This window comes from Proteus sp. fly-1067 (genome assembly GCF_040139345.1).
Lineage (GTDB): Bacteria > Pseudomonadota > Gammaproteobacteria > Enterobacterales > Enterobacteriaceae > Proteus > Proteus vulgaris_B.
The window spans coordinates 166055-186512 of record NZ_JBEEUL010000003.1 but is presented as its reverse complement, the minus strand read 5'-3'; the positions used below and the strand labels follow the sequence as shown (position 1 = coordinate 186512).

The window sequence follows — 20458 nt, the reverse complement described above, 5'->3', positions numbered from 1 at the left end:
CCAGCTTTTTTTAATCAAATATAGGGATAAAATAGAATCAAACAGTTAATCTTATTTTTTATTGCGTGCTATTTACTGATGATAAAAGATCGAAAATAAGAAAAAAAAGGTTTTTGTGCATTTTGCTTTTGCATTTTATGTTAACTACAGGTATAAACTCGCGGTTACTGTGAAATCTGAACACAGTGTAAACCGCAGAATTTCTAATTCTGTTTCTCTGTTAGGGAAATGGCTTATAGGTTTAAGCCATGTGTGGAGTGAATGGGTAATGATCCATTGTCTACAGGTTAGTCTTTTCAAAAACCAAAACAGCACTCGCCAATACTATACTCGTAGTATATCTAGAGTGATTTCCTCTCTGAGCTCTTTCTCTTTAGAGCGAAGTTGTCTGTTACTTGCCAATAGGTGATTGTGTTAACTGATTAAAGGTTAACTCAAGAACTTTCTACTATTATGTCCTGCGAATAGCTGGATAATCATATAAAAATATATATAGAGTCATTACTTCCAACTGTTATTTATCAGTCGTTTCAGATTTTTGTCAGATAATTGACTACTATAGTGACAGGCAAGGTATAAACTCATACTCCCTAAGGAGAATGTCATGAATGATAACATCGCTCGTAAGATGCAGCAGACCTATAACATTGCATATTGGGGGGGCGGTTACTATTTAGCGAACAATCGGGGAAATATTAGTGTTTGCCCTAATCCTGATGTTCCTGATGCCACTTTTGATTTAACCGAGTTGGTTAAACGTGTTCAAGAAGAGCAAGAGCACTTGCGCTTACCCGCGCTTTTTTGCTTTCCTCAAATATTACAGCATCGTTTACGTTCGATTAATGCGGCGTTTCATCGTGCGCGTGAATCTTATGGTTATAAAGGTGACTATTTTTTAGTTTACCCAATCAAAGTAAACCAACAACGTCGTGTTATTGAGTCATTAGTTAATGCAGGAGAGCCTTTAGGTTTAGAAGCAGGTTCTAAAGCTGAATTAATGGCCGTGCTTGCTCATGCCAATATGACAAGCTCTGTGATTGTGTGTAATGGTTATAAAGATCGTGAGTATATTCGCTTAGCACTTACAGGCGAAAAGCTTGGGCATAAAGTTTTCTTAGTGATTGAGAAAATGTCTGAGATAAAAATGGTACTCGAAGAAGCTGAACGTTTAGAAGTTATTCCACGTTTAGGCGTTCGCGCTCGTCTTGCTTCTCAAGGATCGGGTAAATGGCAGGCAAGTGGTGGTGAAAAATCAAAATTTGGTTTAGCTGCGACGCAAGTTCTGCAATTAATTGATATGTTACGCCAAGCTGATCGCTTAGAGAGTCTGCAATTACTGCATTTCCATTTAGGTTCACAGATGGCGAATATCCGTGATATCGCAACCGGTGTTCGTGAGTCAGCGCGTTTCTATGTTGAGTTGCACAAATTAGGCGTCAATATTCAATATTTTGATGTTGGTGGCGGTTTAGGTGTGGACTATGAAGGTACTCGTTCACAATCTGATTGCTCGGTTAACTATGGCCTTAATGAATATGCAAATAATGTTATTTGGGCAATTGGCGATGCGTGTGATGAAAATGATTTACCGCATCCAACTGTGATCACCGAATCAGGTCGTGCGTTAACTGCACATCATACTGTATTGATTTCTAATGTCATTGGTGTTGAGCGTAATGAATTTACCGCGATTACGCCACCTGAGGAAGATGCAGCAAGACCAATCGCTAGCCTTTGGGAAACATGGGAAGAGATGCAAACCAAAGGGCATAGTCGTTCATTACGTGAATGGTTGCATGATAGCCAATTAGACTTGCATGATGTGCATACTCAATATGTTCATGGCATGTTAAGCCTGACAGAGCGTGCATGGGCAGAAGAGTTATATTTAAATATCTGTCGTCGTATCCAATACGATTTAGATCCAAGTAATCGTGCTCATCGCCCAATTATCGATGAGTTACAAGAACGTATGTCAGATAAGTTCTATGTTAATTTCTCATTATTTCAATCTTTGCCGGATGCATGGGGTATTGATCAATTATTTCCTGTATTACCGATTGAAGGATTAGATAAACCACTAGATCGTCGTGCGGTACTACTCGATATTACGTGTGACTCAGATGGTATTATTGACCATTATGTTGATGGTGATGGTGTTGAAACAACGATGCCTATGCCAGCTTATGATCCTGAATACCCACCTATGATTGGCTTCTTTATGGTTGGGGCTTATCAGGAAATTTTAGGCAACATGCATAATTTATTTGGTGATACTGCTGCTGTTGACGTTTATCTTGATGACAAAGGGGATCTTACTTACGTCCAAAGCGAAGAGGGCGATACCGTTGCCGATATGCTTCAGTACGTTAAGTTAAATCCAACGGTGTTGTTAGATCGTTTCCGTACTCAAGTAAAAAATGCACAGTTAGATGAAGCGTTGCAAGAACAATTCCTGACTGAATTTGAAAGTGGTTTATACGGTTATACGTATCTGGAAGAAGAAGAGTAATTCTTAACTTTCCAATGCAGGAGTGATGTTATTAAACATCACTCTTTATCTATCATATTGATTTGTATGTTACTTATTTAAAATAAGTGACAGAGGTAATAGCATGAAAAATAGTACGTTAGGTAATGAGACTGATAATTCATTGATCTCTAATGCATTTGGTTTTTTACGTTTTCCACTGAATTTTCAGCCTTATAGCAGTGATGCGGATTGGGTTATTACGGGTGTGCCTTTTGATATGGCAACATCAGGTCGTGCGGGAACCCGTCACGGACCGGGTGCTATTCGTCAAATTTCAACGAATTTAGCGTGGGAAGGTAACCGCTGGCCGTGGGATTTCGATATGCGTGAGCGCTTAAATGTTGTCGATTGTGGTGACTTAGTTTTTAACTTCGGTGATGCACAGGATATGAGCGATAAACTACAAGCTCATACAGAGAAGTTATTAGCCGCAGGCAAAAAGTGTTTAACCTTTGGTGGTGACCACTTTGTCACATTACCTTTATTACGAGCTCATGCTAAACATTTTGGCAAAATGGCATTAGTCCATTTTGATGCGCATACAGATACTTATGGTAATGGAAGTAAATTTGATCACGGTACCATGTTTTTCCATGCACCAAATGAAGGATTAATCGATCCTAATCACTCTGTTCAAATTGGTATTCGTACCGAGCATGACAGTGATAACGGCTTTACCGTGTTAGATGCAGCACAAGTTAATGATCGTGGTGTAGCTGATCTTGTTGATCAGATCAAAGGTATTGTTGGCGACTTACCTGTTTACCTGACTTTTGATATTGATTGTCTTGATCCTGCCTTTGCACCAGGAACAGGAACACCGGTTGTCGGTGGATTAACAACAGATAAAGCACTGAAGATCTTACGTGCATTGCAACCGTTAAATATTGTTGGTATGGATTTAGTTGAAGTTTCTCCTGCTTACGATCAATCTGATATTACAGCGCTTGCTGGGGCTACAATTGCACTTGATATGTTATATCTGCAAGCAACAAAAAAATAATTTCTATTAACCCCCAGAAAATAAAGACAAGGCGATATCTTTTTAGGTGTCGCTTTTTTATTTTTCTTCTATCTATGAATAAGTTAAGCATTTTTTGCTAATAAATAAATTCACATCCTCAAATGTCTTTTCTGCTTTTTTTAGCGCTTATTTTATCATTTGTTAAACGCTTATTCTAAATGATAATCATTTATAGAGTGTTTAGTTGCTATTATTGAGTTTATTAGCGAATAATTGTTATTTTGTCATCCGCCTGTTTAATTGCTACTGTTAATCTATTAACAAAGTTCTTTTTTAGAAGAGCTTTTTCATCTGTAAATATTCAGGAGAAAGACAATGGCTTTGAATGGTAAAGTAATTTTAGTTACAGGTGCTGCTCAGGGAATTGGCCGTGGCATTGCATTGCGTTTAGCGAAAGATGGTGCTGATATTGCTCTGGTTGACTTGAAAGCAGATAAGTTAGCAGATGTTGCAAAAGAAATTGAAGCATTAGGGCGTAAAACAACCATTTTTGCTGCAGATATTAGTCATCGTGATGAAGTTTTTGCTGCTGTTGAGCACGCTGAAAAGACATTAGGTGGCTTTGATGTCATGATCAATAACGCGGGTATTGCACAAGTAAAACCTCTGGCTGATGTTACACCTGAAGATATGGATAAAATCTTCAAAATTAACGTAAATGGGACTATGTGGGGTATCCAAGCAGCCGCAGAAAAATTTAAGGCTCTGGATCATAAAGGTAAAATTATTAACGCTTCATCCATTGCTGGGCATGATGGTTTTGCAATGTTAGGCGTTTATTCAGCAACTAAATTTGCTGTACGTGCACTGACACAAGCAGCTGCAAAAGAGTATGCTAGTGCTGGTATTACGGTAAATGCTTATTGCCCAGGTATTGTAGGTACTGATATGTGGGTTGAGATTGATGAGCGCTTTGCTGAGATAACAGGGGCACCAAAAGGTGAGACTTATAAGAAATATGTTGAAGGTATTGCTCTGGGGCGTGCTCAAACACCTAATGATGTCGCAGCCCTTGTTGCCTTTCTATCAAGTGATGACTCTGACTATATTACAGGCCAAGCAATTTTAACTGATGGCGGTATTGTTTATCGTTAATCACTAATCGAGATTATTTACCAATACCCTGTGTGATTTAGCGTAGTAGCACAGGGTATTTTATAGCTGAAAATAACGAGCCAGTAGTGGGGCTGTAAAATTCTTTTTCAAATAAAAGCCTCTGGGCAATGTCATAATACTCTGCCCATTTTCTCCAATTGCTTCCGTTAATGCTTTGCTGTTTGCTGCTTTAGGACGAATTTGTAAGACTTGCCCATGACGCGCAGTAATACTTTCTACTTTGCCCAGTACAATCATGTCCATTAACTCTTCCCAATCATGGCGTAATAATTCTTCTTCTGTATGATTTGGGCTCCAAAGTAGTGGAGAGGCAACACGACGTTGCGCTAATGGAATATCTCTTTCACCTTCAACAGGAACCCATAAAACTCTAGAAAGTTTACGTTTTACATGGCTGTTTTCCCATGTAATACCACTATTACCTGTTAATGCTGCAACACAGACAAAGGTGGTTTCTAAAGGCATGCCTAGTCTATCAATCGGGATCGTTTTAAGTTCAATACCCAACTCACTGAAATCTTGTTCAGGTTTACTGCCTGCACTTGCACCTAAATAATACTCTAACAACATTCCTACCCAGCCTTTATCTCTTTTTAGGTTGGCAGGAATAGGTAATTGTGCACAAGCAGCAAGTTCACCAAATGTATAACCTGCTAGGGCTTTTGCTCGTTCAAATAAAATCTGCTCATTTTCAGGTGCTACAGGTGGTGTAAACATAGTTATGATCTTCTTGCTTAAAAAATAGACAGAAAAAAAGGTTGTTGATAATGTATTTCACTTTATTTCATTTAAATCATAATAGCATGATATATCATCATTTTTTTGAGTTAATTCTTCAATTGAAATTTATAATATCAAGTTGTGCACGGTTATCCTGAAATCATAAACAGGCTTTTACACTAGGTTATCCACAGCTTTATGGGATAACTCACAGAAAGTGAGATCACTGTTCTGATTTACAGCCTTGACTTTTGCAGATATTCCTCAAAATTATCCTATTTTGTCTAACTAATCGGCATAACCTGTGGATAAAACACTCTGTGGTTATTTTTTGTACGATTTGAGGCGGTGAGTCTTTTAATTGTTTTATCCAATCGACGAAATAGGCATTTAAAACTAGCTACTAATTTGAATTATAAGTGATATTTTAAAATTTATATCAACAGTTTTTTTTAGGATATAAAAACTATACCCTGATTATCTCACTCTTTTTCACATAGATATCCACAGAAAAAGTGAATAAATCCCCTAAGCATTTATGTGGGTGTTTATAACTTTTAAGTTTTCTGTGAATTAACTTAAATCGTCACAATCATGACGATGAAAAAGTTCGTTATTTCTTATTCTGGTTGTTGTGGTTCAATATCGGGTGTGAACCATGCTGATTTGAAATCAAACCAACCAAAAGTATTCATTTTGACACCACGTATGGTTCTTTGTCCTTGTAACTCAAGCAAATGGTGAAATAAAGGATAAAGCCAAATATCGTGTGTTAACTGATGGCACCACTCTTCTAGTGGTAGCTTTTTTTGATGCCATAAAGAGAGATCGTGTGTAAATGATCGCCCTAAACAGTGATGAAAAAGAGGTAATTCATAGAGAGTAGCGAAAATAGAAAACGCTAAGGGTTTATAGAAATTTACCGTTGCTAACCAGATATCACTTTCTGCTTTACCGTAATACCATTGTTCATAATCGATGACTTGAATAGTGAGCTCAATATCATACAGAGATAAAATATTTTTGATGAGTTCAGCGATAGTGCTGTATTCATGATGCTCTTTATATAGTGTGACTGTCAGTTTGGTTAACGATGCAGGTTTGGGATGTTGGCGTATTAATTTACTGTGATGCCAATGAAGTAGTAAACCATAAGCAGGAGACCAATGACGTTGATAGAAAGGATCACAATGTGTCAGCATATTAACGGGAGTTAATACACTGCTTAACCACTCCCTTATTTCTATTTGCTGGCATTGTGCTGAGCGACTATCATAAAGTAAAAAATAACATCCTTCCTCTTTACGACTTTCCAATGAATCTTTGTTTGTATCATCATCTGTTAAATGAATGGTTGAACAGACCATTTTTTTATTCAGTTCTGGTACAACCCATATATCAATTTCATCTAATAATGCACGTAGCCCAAAATAGCGATTAAAGGCTTTTATTTGCAGTTTATGTTGATCATTAGCCATGATTTGATAAGCACCAGTGCCTATTGGGTGCTGTGCAAAAGCTGGGAGTGATGCCCATTCTTGTGGCAAAATAACGGCTTGAGGGCTTCCTAATAACGTTGCAAATTGTTTATCCGCTTCGTTTAAGAAAATATCAAGCACATAAGGTTGAGGTGAGGAAATACGTTCTATATGTGCATAAAGTGGATTGCATCGCTTCATACGCATTAAAGAAGTGCTGATGTCTTCAAAAGTAAGCTCGCGACCATGATGGAAATAGATAGAAGGACGTAAATAAAATCGCCAATGTTGCTCTGTGATCATTTGCCAATGGTGAGCTAATTCTGCTTCGACTTCCCCATTTTCCTCTTTTAAATGCACCAAAGAATTAAATATTTGGCTCATTAAATGTAATTCAGATCGTCTTAAAGGCGTTCCTGGCAATAAATTTCTAAAAGGGCGATAGTAAATAATCCGAAGTAACTGTTGACCAGGATGAAAACTTTTCTCAATTTGAGAGAGCACCATTTGACGTACAGAATCTTTATCTCCCATTAGTGCAACAAGCTTTTCAATATCGTTCTCTTCTATTAATCGCTCAGCACGATTTTGTTGAATTTCCTGCGCATTAGATTGAAAACTTAGTGTGGATTTTTTGCCTCTACCTACTTCTGCTTGCCAATTTATCCAGCCTATTTCTTGCATTTTATTCAATAAAGAGCGGACATGACGGCGCGTACAATGTAGCGTTTGTGCTAATTCTTGTAAGGTGGTTTCAGATGTTTTTCCCTGAAATGCTTGCCATAGGCGAATAAATTGTAACTCTAAGCGGGGTGTGGACATAAAAGAGGAAATCCCTTAATAAAGTGATCAATTTTAATTTCCTTATATTAGACCGATAATGCTTGTGTTTAAAGTTAGCTCTCATGTTAGTTATCACAAATTATGAATACTGACAGACTCCCCCATTTGAGCATTCGGTGATTGCCGGCCAGTGATAATTGATCACTGGCTTTTTTATTGGCTATTTATGGAAATAGTTTCATTGAGGCAAAAAAAAACCGTAAACGAATTTACGGTAAGAATGACAAAGTAAACATCACAGAAAGTAGTAGAAGAAGGTAAGAAATTGTCTTTATTAGCGCATAAAGGCTGGTTGATTTGCCTCGTAAGCGCTAATGTCATCTTGGTGTTGCAGCGTTAATCCAATACTGTCTAATCCTTCAATCATGCAATGACGGCGAAATGAATCGATTTCAAAAGAGAAACATAATTCACCGGCTCTGACTTCTTGTGCAACTAAATCGACAGTAATCGGGGAGCCTGAGTGTTGTTTCACCCAATCAAATAATTGTGAAACTTCATCGTCACTTAATTTGATTGGCAATAATTGGTTATTAAATGAATTACCGTAAAAAATATCAGCAAAACTAGGGGCGATAACGGCGTGAAAACCATAATCTGTTAATGCCCAAGGTGCGTGTTCACGAGATGATCCACATCCAAAGTTTTCTCGTGCTAATAAAATAGAAGCGCCTTGGTAAATAGGCTGATTCAAAATAAAATCTGGATTAGGCTGAGTACCTTCATCATCTAAGAATCGCCAATCATGAAACAGGTGCTTACCAAAGCCAGTACGAGTGACTTTTTGCAAAAATTGCTTAGGAATAATGGCATCGGTATCAATGTTTGCTGCATCTAAAGGAACCGCAATACCGGTATGTTGAGTAAATTTATTCATCATGTTCTCCTTTAAGATGCCGCTGCAAATGTACGAATATCTGCAAAATGGCCATTAATCGCAGCAGCTGCCGCCATTGCCGGACTGACTAAGTGAGTTCGACCTCCACGACCTTGACGACCTTCAAAGTTACGGTTGCTGGTGGATGCACAACGTTCACCTGGATTTAATCGGTCGTTATTCATTGCTAAACACATTGAACAACCCGGTAATCGCCATTCAAAACCTGCTTCAATAAAGATTTTATCTAAACCTTCAGCTTCAGCTTGTGCTTTAACTGGTCCTGATCCTGGAACAACAATGGCTTGAACATGGGATGCAACTTTATGGCCTTTTGCGATTTCAGCAGCAGCACGTAAATCTTCAATACGTGAGTTTGTACAAGAGCCAATAAAAACTTTATCAATAGCGACGTCTGTTAAGTTGACGCCCTCACTTAATCCCATATATGCCAAGGCTTTTTCAGCAGAAGCGCGTTCAACAGGATCATTAAAGCTATCTAATAACGGTACTATTTGATCAATAGCAATAACTTGTCCTGGGTTGGTACCCCATGTAACTTGTGGTGCAATATCGGCAGCATTAATCGTGACAGTGGCATCGAAAGTTGCATCATCATCAGACTTTAAGGTTTTCCAATAAGCAACAGCTTCATCCCATGATTGACTTTTAGGGGCAAATTGACGACCTTTCAAATAAGCAAAAGTGGTGTCATCAGGCGCAACTAAGCCCGCTTTAGCTCCCATTTCAATCGCCATATTGCATAAAGTCATTCGACCTTCCATGCTTAAGGCTTCAATCGCTTCACCTGCAAATTCAACGATGTAGCCAGTACCTCCTGCACTACCTAATTTGCCGATAATGGCTAATACGATATCTTTTGCGGTGATCCCAATGGCAGTCTTGCCTTGAACTTCAATTTTTAATGTTTTAGCTCGTGATTGTTTTAATGTCTGAGTTGCTAAAACGTGTTCAACCTCAGATGTGCCGATCCCAAAAGCTAATGAGCCAAAAGCGCCATGAGTTGCAGTATGTGAATCACCGCAAACAATCGTCATTCCGGGCAACGTTAAGCCTTGTTCTGGGCCCATTACGTGGACTATTCCTTGATAAGGATGGTTTAAGTCATACAGCGTAACGCCAAATTCTTGGCAGTTTTTTATTAACTCTTGCATTTGAATTCTCGCCATATCACCACAAGCATTAATATTTTTAGTCTGTGTTGATACGTTGTGATCCATCGTTGCAAAGGTTTTATTGGGTTGACGAACAGGACGACCTTTTGTTCTTAATCCATCAAAGGCTTGAGGTGATGTCACTTCATGCACTAAATGGCGATCGATATATAAAATCGGTGTTTCATCACTCACTTCTCTGACAACATGTGCGTCATAGATTTTTTGATATAATGTTTTACCCATGTTATGCCCCTCCACGAATATACTGAGCGATACGATCACCCATTTCGGCGGTTGTGATTGCGTTACCATCTCCCGCTAAGTCTGCGGTACGATAGCCTTCTGCTAATACTTGAGTGATAGCATCTTCAATGGCTTGGGCCGCCTTGTCTTCATTAAAGCTGTAACGCAGTAATAAGGCAGCAGATAAAATTTGTGCAATAGGGTTAGCGATATTTTTACCTGCAATATCAGGGGCTGAGCCACCGGCTGGTTCATATAAACCAAAGCGTTCTTCATTAACGCTTGCGGATGGCAACATTCCCATTGAGCCGGTGATCATGGCGCATTCATCAGATAAAATATCGCCAAATATATTGGAGCACAGTAATACATCAAACTGAGATGGATCTTTAATTAACTGCATTGTCGCGTTATCGATATACATATGCTGAATTTCAACATCTGGGTATTCTTTGGCAATACCGGTTACAACTTCACGCCATAAAATAGAACTTTGTAAAACGTTCGCTTTATCAATAGACGTTACTTTATGGCGACGTTTACGCGCTGATTCAAATGCAAAGCGGGCAATACGCTCGATTTCGTAACGATGATAAACTTCAGTATCAAAAGCGCGTTCTTGAGCGCCTTCACCTTCACGGCCTTTGGGTTGACCAAAATAGATACCGCCAGTTAATTCACGTACACATAAAATATCGAAGCCACGCTGTGCAATGTCAGCACGTAATGGGCAATAAGCTTCTAAACCTTCATATAAGCGAGCAGGGCGTAAATTACAGAACAATTTAAAATATTTGCGTAAAGGTAATAACGCACCACGTTCAGGTTGTTCATTAGCCGGTAAATGCTCCCATTTAGGGCCACCGACAGAGCCAAATAAAATAGCATCGGCTTGCTCGCAACCCGCTAAGGTATTTGCTGGCAATGGTGTGCCATGCTTATCGATGGCAATACCACCGATGTCATATTCTTTTGTAGTGATATTGAGTGAGAAACGCTCACTTATGGCATCCATCACTTTGTGCGCTTGAGCCATCACTTCAGGACCAATACCATCTCCGGGTAATACTGCAATATGATAATTTTTTGACATAATTAAACCGCTTCTTGTGTTGTATGTTGTTTGCGTTTTTCTATTTCGACTTGCTCTGATCGCCAAATGCTATTAATAACGTGGATCATGGCATTTGCTGATGAACCGACAATGTCAGTTTCTAAACCCATTCCGTGAAATTTACGACCTTGATATTCAACGACAATATCAACTTGCCCTAAGGCGTCTCTGCCTTCGCCTTTAGCTGTTAATTGGTAAGTGACTAACTTCAATGGATAACCTGTTGCGCGAGAGATGGCTTGATATACTGCATCGACAGGACCATTACCGGTTGCTGCTTCAGTAATTTCTTTATCACCATGTGTAATGCTGACACTGGCAGTGGCAACGGTAGATGAACCAGACTGAGTATTAAAATAATTCATCACAAACTCATCTGGCTCTTGTTGTTGCTGACCAATAAATGCTAATGCCTCTAAGTCATAATCAAAGACTTGGCCTTTTTTATCGGCTAAACGCAAGAAGGCTGCATATAAATTATCTAAGTTATAATCTGTTTCGCGATAACCCATCTCTTCCATACGGTGTTTAACTGCGGCACGGCCAGAACGAGAAGTTAAATTCAATTGTACTTCTTTTAATCCAATTGATTCGGGTGTCATAATTTCGTAGGTTTCACGGTTTTTCAGTACGCCATCTTGGTGAATACCTGATGAATGGGCGAATGCATTGGAGCCAACAACCGATTTATTAGCATGAATAGGTGTATTACATAATTGGCTGACTAACTGGCTGGTACGATAAATTTCTTTGTGATTAATATGTGTTTGAACATTCATCATTTGTTCACGAACTTTTATTGCCATGATGACTTCTTCTAATGCACAGTTGCCTGCGCGTTCGCCTAACCCATTAATTGTGCCTTCAACTTGTCTTGCACCTGCTTGTACCGCGGTAATGGAGTTAGCGACCGCCATGCCTAAATCGTCATGACAATGGACAGAAATAATGGCTTTATCAATATTGGGTACACGCTCAAACAAGTTGGTGATAATGCCACCGAACTGATAAGGTGTTGTATAACCAACGGTATCTGGAATATTAATGGTGGTTGCACCAGCATTAATTGCACTTTCAACAATTCGACATAAATTATCGATATGAGTACGGCCTGCATCTTCGCAAGAAAACTCCACATCATCGGTATAACGGCGAGCACGTTTTATGGAACTCACCCCCATTTCAATAATGTCTTCAAAAGATTTTTTTAATTTATGTTCAGCATGTAATGCCGATGTTGCCAAAAAGACGTGAATACGAAAAGCGTCTGCGGCTTTTAAAGATTCTGCGGCAACATCAATGTCGTTATCAACACAGCGTGCTAATGCACAAATACGGCTATTTTTGATTTCACGTGCAATAGTTTGCACGGATTCAAAATCACCAGGAGAAGAAACAGGAAAGCCCGCTTCAATGATATCCACACCTAATCGTTCTAAGGCATAAGCAATTTGCAACTTTTCCTTTACGCTTAAGCTTGCTTGCAACGCCTGTTCGCCATCTCTCAATGTGGTATCAAAAATAATCACGTTGTTGCTCATAATCTGTTCCTTTCTCTTTTTATTTGCTATTTGCGCTCTCCCAGGTATAAAAAAACCCGCGACTAGCGCGGGTTTTCTCTTTAAGGGTAGATGTGTTTCATTTTTTACCCATAAGCCGACCGCGCATAAAAGTTGCGAGTAGTAGTAGGCTTGATAGTAAAATTGCGTTTAACATGAAACACCCTTAAGTAAGTTCTCAATAATCTTTATTTATTGATACCTAATACCAATAAAGATGTCAAGCATTGGAATTTATAAAATCATTTGGCCGTGTTATTTATAAATTTTTTACAGTGGTTCTGACTAATATCTAAATTTTTACTAATGATTATGACTATCAGCAAATCATTGATTGGGTTAATGTTCCATACATTGTTTAAAAAAAGAGTGAAATGAAAAATCAAACAATTGTTTGCTTTTTTTTTAATCAGCTAAATGATATGGAAAGAGAGTATCAATGAGATAGTAAGGATTGATAAATGTAAGCAAGGTTTTGAATGTAAGCATAAAAATCATTGTATTATTAGAGTTGATGACTCTTGAATTCTTATTTTAGGAATGAAAATACATCATTTTATTATGATTTTTATCATACTTTGTTTTATTATTTGCAAGGCAGAAGGTAAAACAGGTTGTAATATATATTGATATAATCATTTTATATACATGTAATTTTAATATCAAATTTTAATCTTTATATGAAAATGCTTTTTTATTGATATGAAACTAATATGTTTAGTTATATGCATGGACGATGAATAATAAATTTTAATAAATAGTTAAAGTAATGGTTAAGACATATCTATTATTAATAATATCTTTTTTAATAATAGTTAATTAACTATTATAATAACATAGTGGAGTAAGAAATGACGGATTACACATCAGCAACAGTTACCAGTAAAGAATCAGCAGATATGCATTTACGTAATGTTGATCTTAATTTATTAACGGTATTTGATGCTGTTATGCAAATGCAAAATGTCACCCGAGCCGCACAGGTTCTTGGCATGTCACAACCCGCAGTTAGCAATGCAGTATCTCGACTTAAAGTAATGTTTAATGATGAATTATTTGTTCGTTATGGTCGTGGTATTCAGCCTACATTAAGAGCAAAACAACTTTTTGGTCCTGTTAGACAAGCATTGCAATTAGTACATAATGAACTTCCAGGGGCTGGGTTCGAACCAGAGCAAAGTGAACGTATATTTAATTTATCTATTTGTAGCCCGCTAGATATTAAATTAGCGCCAAAAATAGTTGAACAAATTAAAAATAAAACACCTAACATTAATGTTAATATTAAGTCTTACTTAAATAGTAATATAGAGCACCAATTAAAATATCAAGACATCGAATTTTTTATTAATTATAAACAATTTGATAGAGCAGAATTCCATTCACAGCCATTGTTTAATGATGAGCTTGTTTTAGTTGTTTCTAATAAGCATCCTCGCATTAAAGAAAGTGTGACACAAGAGATGTTATTAAATGAACAACATTCAATTGTTTCTTTAGATGATGTTGGTTCATTTAGTGCTCCTTATTATAAAGATACTCATTTAGAAGATCTTATCACTTATCAGGGAACTGATTTAAACAGCGTATTAAATATTGTCTCTAGAACCTATTTAGTTGCTATTGCACCAAAATGGTTAGTGGAATGCAATGCCGAGCAATTAGATATCAAAGCCATTTCGTTACCTTGGGAAAATACACTGCGTCCATGCTATTTAATCTGGCATGAATCAACCGCGCGTGACAAAGGTCACTTATGGATGAAAAATTTACTTAGTGAAGTTTGTCAGAATTAGAGTGTTTTCGCTCATAATTAGTTTTTATTTCTAATTATGCAGAAATAGTGGCAGATAACATTAGTTGTTAGACTAATGACCAATATGGGTTTTTATGCAGTTAGATAAAATAAATTGGATTGCTGTCACTATTTTTGCCCTTTATTTATTACAATGACTATTATTCGCATTTTCCCTCGTTCAACGGTGATTTTATACACCAATACTCTTTTCTATATATTGTCACTGATTACGTTATAACAGTTACTTGTTGTTATTCATCTATTTTTCTTTTTTATCTTCCATAAAAAAATAGGATTATAATATCAAACTCCCTCACTGACGTGAGATAGCGTCTTTTGACAAAACTTTTCATAACTCACAATTTTACAAATTTATGTAAAATTGAATTCCTTTATTTTGGTGGATCACTTAGACTTTTATCCAAGTCAGCGAACATGTGTAAGCTGAAATTGTAAGTGGCGTATTTTATCCATTTCAATTTGATAACACGGTCGCTTTTCCATAAATAGCAGGAAAATTATGATAACTAATAATAATCTTTACGATTATCATATAATTAGAAGATTGCAGATGCGTTTTTTGCACAGCGGGAATAATATTGCTTATCGTCAGTGGGATGCTAAGTGCAATATCGAAATGTCATGGAAAGAGGTTGAAAAGAAAACACGCGCGCTCTCAAATGCATTATTAGAAATGAGTGTGAGTGTTCAAGAAAATATTGGGATTTTTTCTCAAAATACCATTGATTGGTCTTTGGCTGATATTGCTTCTTTGCAACTACGTGCGGTAACCGTCCCTCTTTATGCAACCAGTAGTGTTGAACAAGCCGCTTATATTTTAAATGATGCAAATATTCGCATTCTTTTTGTTGGCGACCAAAAGCAATACGATATTGCTTCTGAATTATTAGCGTTATGTCCTCAACTTGAACATATCATTGTGTTTAACTCTGATGTCGCATTAAACACAAATACACCTTCATGCTATATCGAGAGTTTAATTAATAACACTCAATATCAGTATGATGATGTGTTAGCACAACGCATTAATGAGTGTAATTTAGATGATCTGTTTACCTTGATTTATACATCAGGAACAACGGGTGAACCTAAAGGTGTAATGCTTGATTACACGAGCCTAGCCTCTCAACTTTATCTGCATGACGAACGTCTCTCATTATCAGATAAAGACGTTTCATTATGTTTCTTACCTCTTTCTCATGTTTTTGAACGTGCGTGGAGCTTCTATGTTATGCACACGGGAGCGGTTAATGTGTATTTAACGGATACACATGCTGTTAGAGAAGCAATGAGCGACATTAAGCCTACCGTTATGTGTGCTGTTCCACGTTTCTATGAAAAAGTTTATAGCGCAATTCAAGACAAAGTGTCTCAGGCTTCAGTATTACGTCGATTCATCTTTAAATGGGCAATCAAACAAGGTGAAAAACAGCGTGAAGCACAACTTAATCAGCGTAATCTTGGTTTCGTTTCCCGTTTATGTTATCGCTTTGCTGATAAGAAGGTTTTAAAACCATTACGCCAAATCTTAGGTGGACGAGTTCGCTTTTTACCAGCAGCTGGTGCGCGTTTAGATGATGCTGTTATTCGTTTCTTTTTAGCAACAGGCATTAATATTAAATACGGTTATGGTATGACAGAAACCTGTGCCACCGTTTCATGCTGGGAAGAAAATAAATATAAATTAGGCTCTATTGGTACACCATTACCTGGTGTTGAAGTTCGTATTGGGGCTGAAAATGAAATTCAAGTCCGTGGTAGCATTGTCATGAAAGGATACTTCAATAAACCAGAAGATACTGCGGCTGCTTTTACAGAAGACGGTTGGTTACGTACTGGTGATGCTGGTGCTCTTGATAGTGATGGAGCACTATTTATCACTGAACGTTTAAAAGACTTAATGAAAACGTCGAATGGTAAATATATTGCACCACAAATGATTGAAGGTACTTTAGGGCAAGACCGTTTTATTGAGCATATTGCGGTGATTGCGGATACACGTAAATTTGTTTCTGCGTTGATTGTGCCTTGTTTTGATGCACTTGAAGAACATGCCCGTGTGTTAAATCTAAAATATCATGATCGCATCGAATTATTACGTCATACTAAAATTAAAGAGCTATTTGATGAGCGTTTACGAGAAATGCAAAAAAACTTTTCGAGTTTTCATCAGGTTAAGCGCTTTACATTGCTTGCTGAAGGTTTTTCAATGGAATCAGGTGAGTTAACACCGACATTAAAACTTCGCCGTAAAATTATTTCAGAACGTTATCGAAATGAAATTGAATTGATGTATCAAGATTAAATTTAAGCGAGAAAAAGCACCTTTAAGGTGCTTTTTTCTTGTGAAATGACTGATTAATAGATAATGATGATTGAAATAATTGATAAAAGGCATTAACGGAAACGTTGACGCATACGGTTTTATCAGTAAATTGTGTTAAAATGCAAAATCAGATCAGCATAATGACTGAAGTTCATAGCAATATGTAATAAATAACACATTTAATAATTAAAAGAGGCTAATGTGAAACTGGATGAAATCGCCCGCTTGGCTGGTGTTTCACGAACAACAGCAAGTTATGTCATTAATGGTAAGGCGAAACAGTACCGTGTAAGTGACAAGACTGTTGAAAAAGTGATGGCGGTGGTCAGAGAGCATAATTACCACCCGAACGCTGTTGCCGCGGGATTACGTGCTGGTCGTACGCGTTCTATTGGTTTGGTTATTCCTGATTTGGAAAACACCAGTTATACCAGGATCGCAAATTACCTTGAACGACAAGCACGCCAACGTGGTTATCAGTTGCTAATTGCGTGTTCAGAAGACCAACCTGACAACGAAATTCGTTGTGTTGAGCATTTATTACAACGTCAAGTTGATGCCATTATTGTTTCAACGGCATTGCCACCAGAACACCCTTTTTATCAGCGTTGGGCTAATCGCTCATTACCGATTATCGCGCTGGATAGGGCATTAGAAAGTGAGCATTTTATCAGCGTTGTTGGTGACGACTTAGAAGACGCCAAAATGTTGGCAACTGAACTGAAAGCTTTTCCTTCGCAATCTGTACTTTACTTAGGAGCCCTTCCTGAACTCTCTGTGAGTTTTTTACGTGAACAAGGTTTCCGTAGTGTTTGGAAAGATGATCCTCGTGAAGTAACCTACCTTTACGCTAATAGCTATGAACGAGAAGCCGCAGCTGCTGCTTTCTCAGAATGGCTAAACAATAATCCAATGCCAGATGCATTATTCACAACTTCGTTTGCTTTATTGCAAGGGGTTATGGATGTGACATTACAACGAAGTGGCCGTTTACCAACACAGTTGGTTATTGCGACTTTCGGTGATCATGAGTTATTGGATTTCCTTGAATGTCCTGTTTTATCTGTCGCTCAACGACATCGTGATATTGCAGAACGTGTATTAGAACTTGTTCTTGCCAGTCTTGAAGAAGAACAAAAACCGCAAGCGGGAATTACACGTATTCGTCGTGATTTATGTCGCCGAGGCAGTTTAGGACGCGCACGTTAATTTGATATTGCTTTGTCATAATTATCTGCATTTATACTCATCCCTGTTTTATTAAATTAAAACGGGGATGCTTTATTTGATTAAAGAATGTCGAATAGCTTAGAGAATATTAAATTTGAGATTAATCTTAAGCCTTTTTTTACTATTTCCCTCATTTTCATAAGTTTTTAGATTAAATTTTGACATGCATATAAGTGATATTGCTTAACTTTAATAAATAACAGATTTTACTTTAGAGAAAGTGAGAAGAAAATAAATAACTATCTGCATGATATTGAAATATTTTTTTAAGCCTTTCTATTTTTATTTATACAAAAGCACCCTCAAATGATTATGTTGGCTAAAGGTAAATGAACTGCAATAAATTAGTTTTTTATCATTAAAATTATCATTTACTCATTATGATTTCTTTATCTGGTTTTCTTCCTTGTAATCGTTATAAATAATTACTTTTCGTGATTAAAAATATAAAGTGAAAAATAACCGCTATTAATCATAGTGTTAATAATCCTTATTTCTTTTTTGTTGATAATTTAAACATTTCGGTGTGCTCATCATATTACTGTAAATATAAATAAAGCTTCCTACATCTGGCTTGACAACGTTTTCATACCATCCGTAAACTCTATTTGTGGGGATTTGTGGGATAATGTGGTGTAAATTATAAAGCTGAGGGTAATGAGGATGTTTCGTGGAGCAACACTCGTTAATCTTGACAGCAAAGGGCGAATAACAGTTCCTTCCCGTTATCGAACAACGCTGAGTGAGATTTCTGAAGGTCAAATGGTTTGTACCATTGATCTCAATCAGCCGTGTTTATTGCTTTATACACTTCCTGAATGGGAAAAGATTGAGTTAAAATTAGCGGCTTTGTCTTCCATGAACCCGGCCGAACGTCGAGTACAACGTCTGTTATTAGGACATGCCAGCGAATGCCAAATGGATAGTGCAGGACGTCTTTTGCTAGCTAGCACGCTAAGACAGCATGCGGGGCTAACCAAAGAGGTCATGTTAGTCGGTCAATTCAATAAATTTGAATTGTGGGATGAACAGGTCTGGTATAGCCAGATTGAAAAAGACATTGTTGCCGAGCAAACCTCACAGGAACCGTTATCGACACGACTATTGGATTTATCACTTTAAATAATGACAACAAATAATTTTAGCCATACCAGTGTACTACTGGATGAAGCAGTGAATGGCCTGAACATTAAGTCTTCAGGTATCTATATCGACGGAACATTTGGTCGCGGAGGCCACTCCCGTTTAATTTTATCGCAATTAGGTGAACAAGGTCGCTTGATAGCGATAGACAGAGATCCACAAGCTATTGCAGTTGCCAATGAAATAGATGATGCACGATTTTCTATCGTTCATGGACCTTTTTCAAATATTGAACAGTATGTCAATGAGTTAGGTTTAGCTGGGAAGATTGATGGTGTTTTGCTGGATTTGGGCGTTTCTTCTCCTCAGCTTGATGATCCTGAACGTGGTTTTTCTTTTATGCGAGACGGACCACTTGATATGCGTATGGATCCCACTTCAGGGCAATCTGCTGCGCAATGGCTAATGACAGCTGCAGAAGATGACATTACTTGGGTACTGAAAACATTTGGTGAAGAACGTTTCGCTAAACGTATTGCGCGTGCCATTGTTGCTCGTAATAAAACAGAAGAGCCGTTGACTCGAACTAAGCAGTTAGCTGATTTAATTAGTGAAGCAAGCCCAGTAAAAGAACGTCATAAGCATCCAGCAACACGAAGCTTTCAAGCAATTCGAATCTATATTAACAGCGAATTAGATGAAATTGAAAAAGCATTAAAAGGTGCAGTCTCCGTTTTAGCGCCAGAAGGGCGTTTATCTGTGATTAGCTTCCACTCATTAGAAGACCGATTAGTAAAACGGTTTATTCGTGATGAGAGCAAAGGGCCAGTTGTCCCTGCGGGTATTCCACTCACAGAAGCTCAGATAAAAGAGTTAGGAAGTGCTCGCTTATCAAGTATTCACAAGATGAAACCGACAGGTATAGAGGTGGAAGAGAACCCACGGGCACGAAGCTCTGTATTACGTGTAGCACAACGTATTGAGGAATAAATGTCTACAGAACGACACACACTACCTGGAGTTATAGGGCAGGATTTACTGCGTCATGGCAAGTTACCTGTATGTTTACTGATAGCCGTGATTATTTCTGCGGTGTATGTCGTGACGACAGCACACAAAACACGTTTATTGACAGCAGAAAAAGAGCGTTTAGTGCTGGAAAAAAATGTATTGGATATCGAATGGCGCAACCTCATTCTTGAAGAAAATGCACTGGCCGATCATAGCCGAGTAGAGCGTTTTTCAAGTGATAGTTTGGGGATGGTTCATGTTGATCCAACAAAAGAGAACATTGTGGTTACTAAATAATTAAGGC

General features: G+C 37.8%; 15 protein-coding genes. 9 read left to right on the top strand and 6 right to left on the bottom strand.

Annotated features, from left to right (window positions below; genetic code table 11):
- The first annotated feature begins 604 nt into the window (after positions 1–604).
- From speA to ABN217_RS07060, 3 genes are all read left to right on the top strand, one after another.
- A complete protein-coding gene (gene speA / locus ABN217_RS07070; protein ID WP_340893525.1) occupies positions 605–2512 on the top strand; it encodes a biosynthetic arginine decarboxylase in 1908 nt (635 codons plus the stop codon).
- Between the two features lie 103 nt (positions 2513–2615).
- Positions 2616–3536, top strand: a complete 921-nt coding sequence (speB, locus tag ABN217_RS07065) for an agmatinase (protein ID WP_072069283.1) — start codon at positions 2616–2618, stop codon at positions 3534–3536.
- Between the two features lie 336 nt (positions 3537–3872).
- Positions 3873–4652 carry an acetoin reductase gene (locus tag ABN217_RS07060; protein ID WP_349459251.1) on the top strand — a complete coding sequence of 260 codons (780 nt, stop codon included), beginning with the start codon at positions 3873–3875 and terminating at the stop codon, positions 4650–4652.
- A 60-nt stretch (positions 4653–4712) separates the two neighbouring features.
- On the opposite strand, the gene mutH is transcribed toward ABN217_RS07060, so the two are convergent.
- From mutH to leuA, 6 genes are all read right to left on the bottom strand, one after another.
- Complete coding sequence (mutH, locus tag ABN217_RS07055; RefSeq protein WP_349439311.1) at positions 4713–5390, bottom strand: DNA mismatch repair endonuclease MutH; 678 nt, start codon at positions 5388–5390, stop codon at positions 4713–4715.
- Positions 5391–6013: 623 nt separating this feature from the next.
- Entirely contained in the window at positions 6014–7693 is a 1680-nt protein-coding gene (gene sgrR / locus ABN217_RS07050; RefSeq protein ID WP_349459250.1) for an HTH-type transcriptional regulator SgrR, read from the bottom strand.
- 295 nt (positions 7694–7988) lie between these two features.
- The gene (leuD, locus tag ABN217_RS07045) at positions 7989–8594 is read right to left on the bottom strand and encodes a 3-isopropylmalate dehydratase small subunit (RefSeq protein WP_197268956.1); all 606 of its coding nucleotides are present in this window, start codon (positions 8592–8594) and stop codon (positions 7989–7991) included.
- Positions 8595–8602: 8 nt separating this feature from the next.
- Positions 8603–10012 carry a 3-isopropylmalate dehydratase large subunit gene (leuC, locus tag ABN217_RS07040; RefSeq protein WP_349459249.1) on the bottom strand — a complete coding sequence of 470 codons (1410 nt, stop codon included), beginning with the start codon at positions 10010–10012 and terminating at the stop codon, positions 8603–8605.
- 1 nt (position 10013) lies between these two features.
- A complete protein-coding gene (gene leuB, locus ABN217_RS07035) occupies positions 10014–11105 on the bottom strand; it encodes a 3-isopropylmalate dehydrogenase (protein WP_196553997.1) in 1092 nt (363 codons plus the stop codon).
- Between the two features lie 2 nt (positions 11106–11107).
- The gene (leuA, locus tag ABN217_RS07030; protein ID WP_349459248.1) at positions 11108–12667 is read right to left on the bottom strand and encodes a 2-isopropylmalate synthase; all 1560 of its coding nucleotides are present in this window, start codon (positions 12665–12667) and stop codon (positions 11108–11110) included.
- Positions 12668–13536: 869 nt separating this feature from the next.
- On the opposite strand from leuA, the gene leuO reads away from it, so the two are divergent.
- From leuO to ftsL, 6 genes are all read left to right on the top strand, one after another.
- Positions 13537–14481, top strand: coding sequence for a transcriptional regulator LeuO (leuO, locus tag ABN217_RS07025; RefSeq protein WP_196553999.1), 945 nt, complete (start codon positions 13537–13539; stop codon positions 14479–14481).
- Positions 14482–15003: 522 nt separating this feature from the next.
- Positions 15004–16809, top strand: coding sequence for an AMP-dependent synthetase/ligase (locus ABN217_RS07020; RefSeq protein ID WP_197268959.1), 1806 nt, complete (start codon positions 15004–15006; stop codon positions 16807–16809).
- 222 nt (positions 16810–17031) lie between these two features.
- A complete protein-coding gene (gene cra, locus ABN217_RS07015) occupies positions 17032–18039 on the top strand; it encodes a catabolite repressor/activator (protein ID WP_072069275.1) in 1008 nt (335 codons plus the stop codon).
- A gap of 684 nt (positions 18040–18723) precedes the next feature.
- Positions 18724–19182: a division/cell wall cluster transcriptional repressor MraZ gene (gene mraZ / locus ABN217_RS07010; RefSeq protein ID WP_072069274.1), complete on the top strand. Its 459-nt coding sequence runs from the start codon at positions 18724–18726 to the stop codon at positions 19180–19182.
- A 3-nt stretch (positions 19183–19185) separates the two neighbouring features.
- Positions 19186–20133, top strand: a complete 948-nt coding sequence (gene rsmH / locus ABN217_RS07005) for a 16S rRNA (cytosine(1402)-N(4))-methyltransferase RsmH (protein ID WP_082151796.1) — start codon at positions 19186–19188, stop codon at positions 20131–20133.
- Entirely contained in the window at positions 20134–20451 is a 318-nt protein-coding gene (ftsL, locus tag ABN217_RS07000) for a cell division protein FtsL (RefSeq protein WP_082151795.1), read from the top strand. It begins immediately after the preceding gene.
- The last annotated feature ends 7 nt before the right edge of the window (positions 20452–20458 follow it).

What these genes read in the sequence shown, in the direction of transcription:
- ABN217_RS07020 (WP_197268959.1), top strand. Translation starts at nt 15,004, where the DNA reads ATGATAACTAATAATAATCTTTACGATTATCATATAATTAGAAGATTG.
- leuD (WP_197268956.1), bottom strand. Translation starts at nt 8,594, where the DNA reads ATGATGAATAAATTTACTCAACATACCGGTATTGCGGTTCCTTTAGAT.
- sgrR (WP_349459250.1), bottom strand. Translation starts at nt 7,693, where the DNA reads ATGTCCACACCCCGCTTAGAGTTACAATTTATTCGCCTATGGCAAGCA.
- leuA (WP_349459248.1), bottom strand. Translation starts at nt 12,667, where the DNA reads ATGAGCAACAACGTGATTATTTTTGATACCACATTGAGAGATGGCGAA.
- mraZ (WP_072069274.1), top strand. Translation starts at nt 18,724, where the DNA reads ATGTTTCGTGGAGCAACACTCGTTAATCTTGACAGCAAAGGGCGAATA.
- rsmH (WP_082151796.1), top strand. Translation starts at nt 19,186, where the DNA reads ATGACAACAAATAATTTTAGCCATACCAGTGTACTACTGGATGAAGCA.
- ftsL (WP_082151795.1), top strand. Translation starts at nt 20,134, where the DNA reads ATGTCTACAGAACGACACACACTACCTGGAGTTATAGGGCAGGATTTA.
- ABN217_RS07060 (WP_349459251.1), top strand. Translation starts at nt 3,873, where the DNA reads ATGGCTTTGAATGGTAAAGTAATTTTAGTTACAGGTGCTGCTCAGGGA.
- leuO (WP_196553999.1), top strand. Translation starts at nt 13,537, where the DNA reads ATGACGGATTACACATCAGCAACAGTTACCAGTAAAGAATCAGCAGAT.
- leuC (WP_349459249.1), bottom strand. Translation starts at nt 10,012, where the DNA reads ATGGGTAAAACATTATATCAAAAAATCTATGACGCACATGTTGTCAGA.
- mutH (WP_349439311.1), bottom strand. Translation starts at nt 5,390, where the DNA reads ATGTTTACACCACCTGTAGCACCTGAAAATGAGCAGATTTTATTTGAA.
- speA (WP_340893525.1), top strand. Translation starts at nt 605, where the DNA reads ATGAATGATAACATCGCTCGTAAGATGCAGCAGACCTATAACATTGCA.
- speB (WP_072069283.1), top strand. Translation starts at nt 2,616, where the DNA reads ATGAAAAATAGTACGTTAGGTAATGAGACTGATAATTCATTGATCTCT.
- leuB (WP_196553997.1), bottom strand. Translation starts at nt 11,105, where the DNA reads ATGTCAAAAAATTATCATATTGCAGTATTACCCGGAGATGGTATTGGT.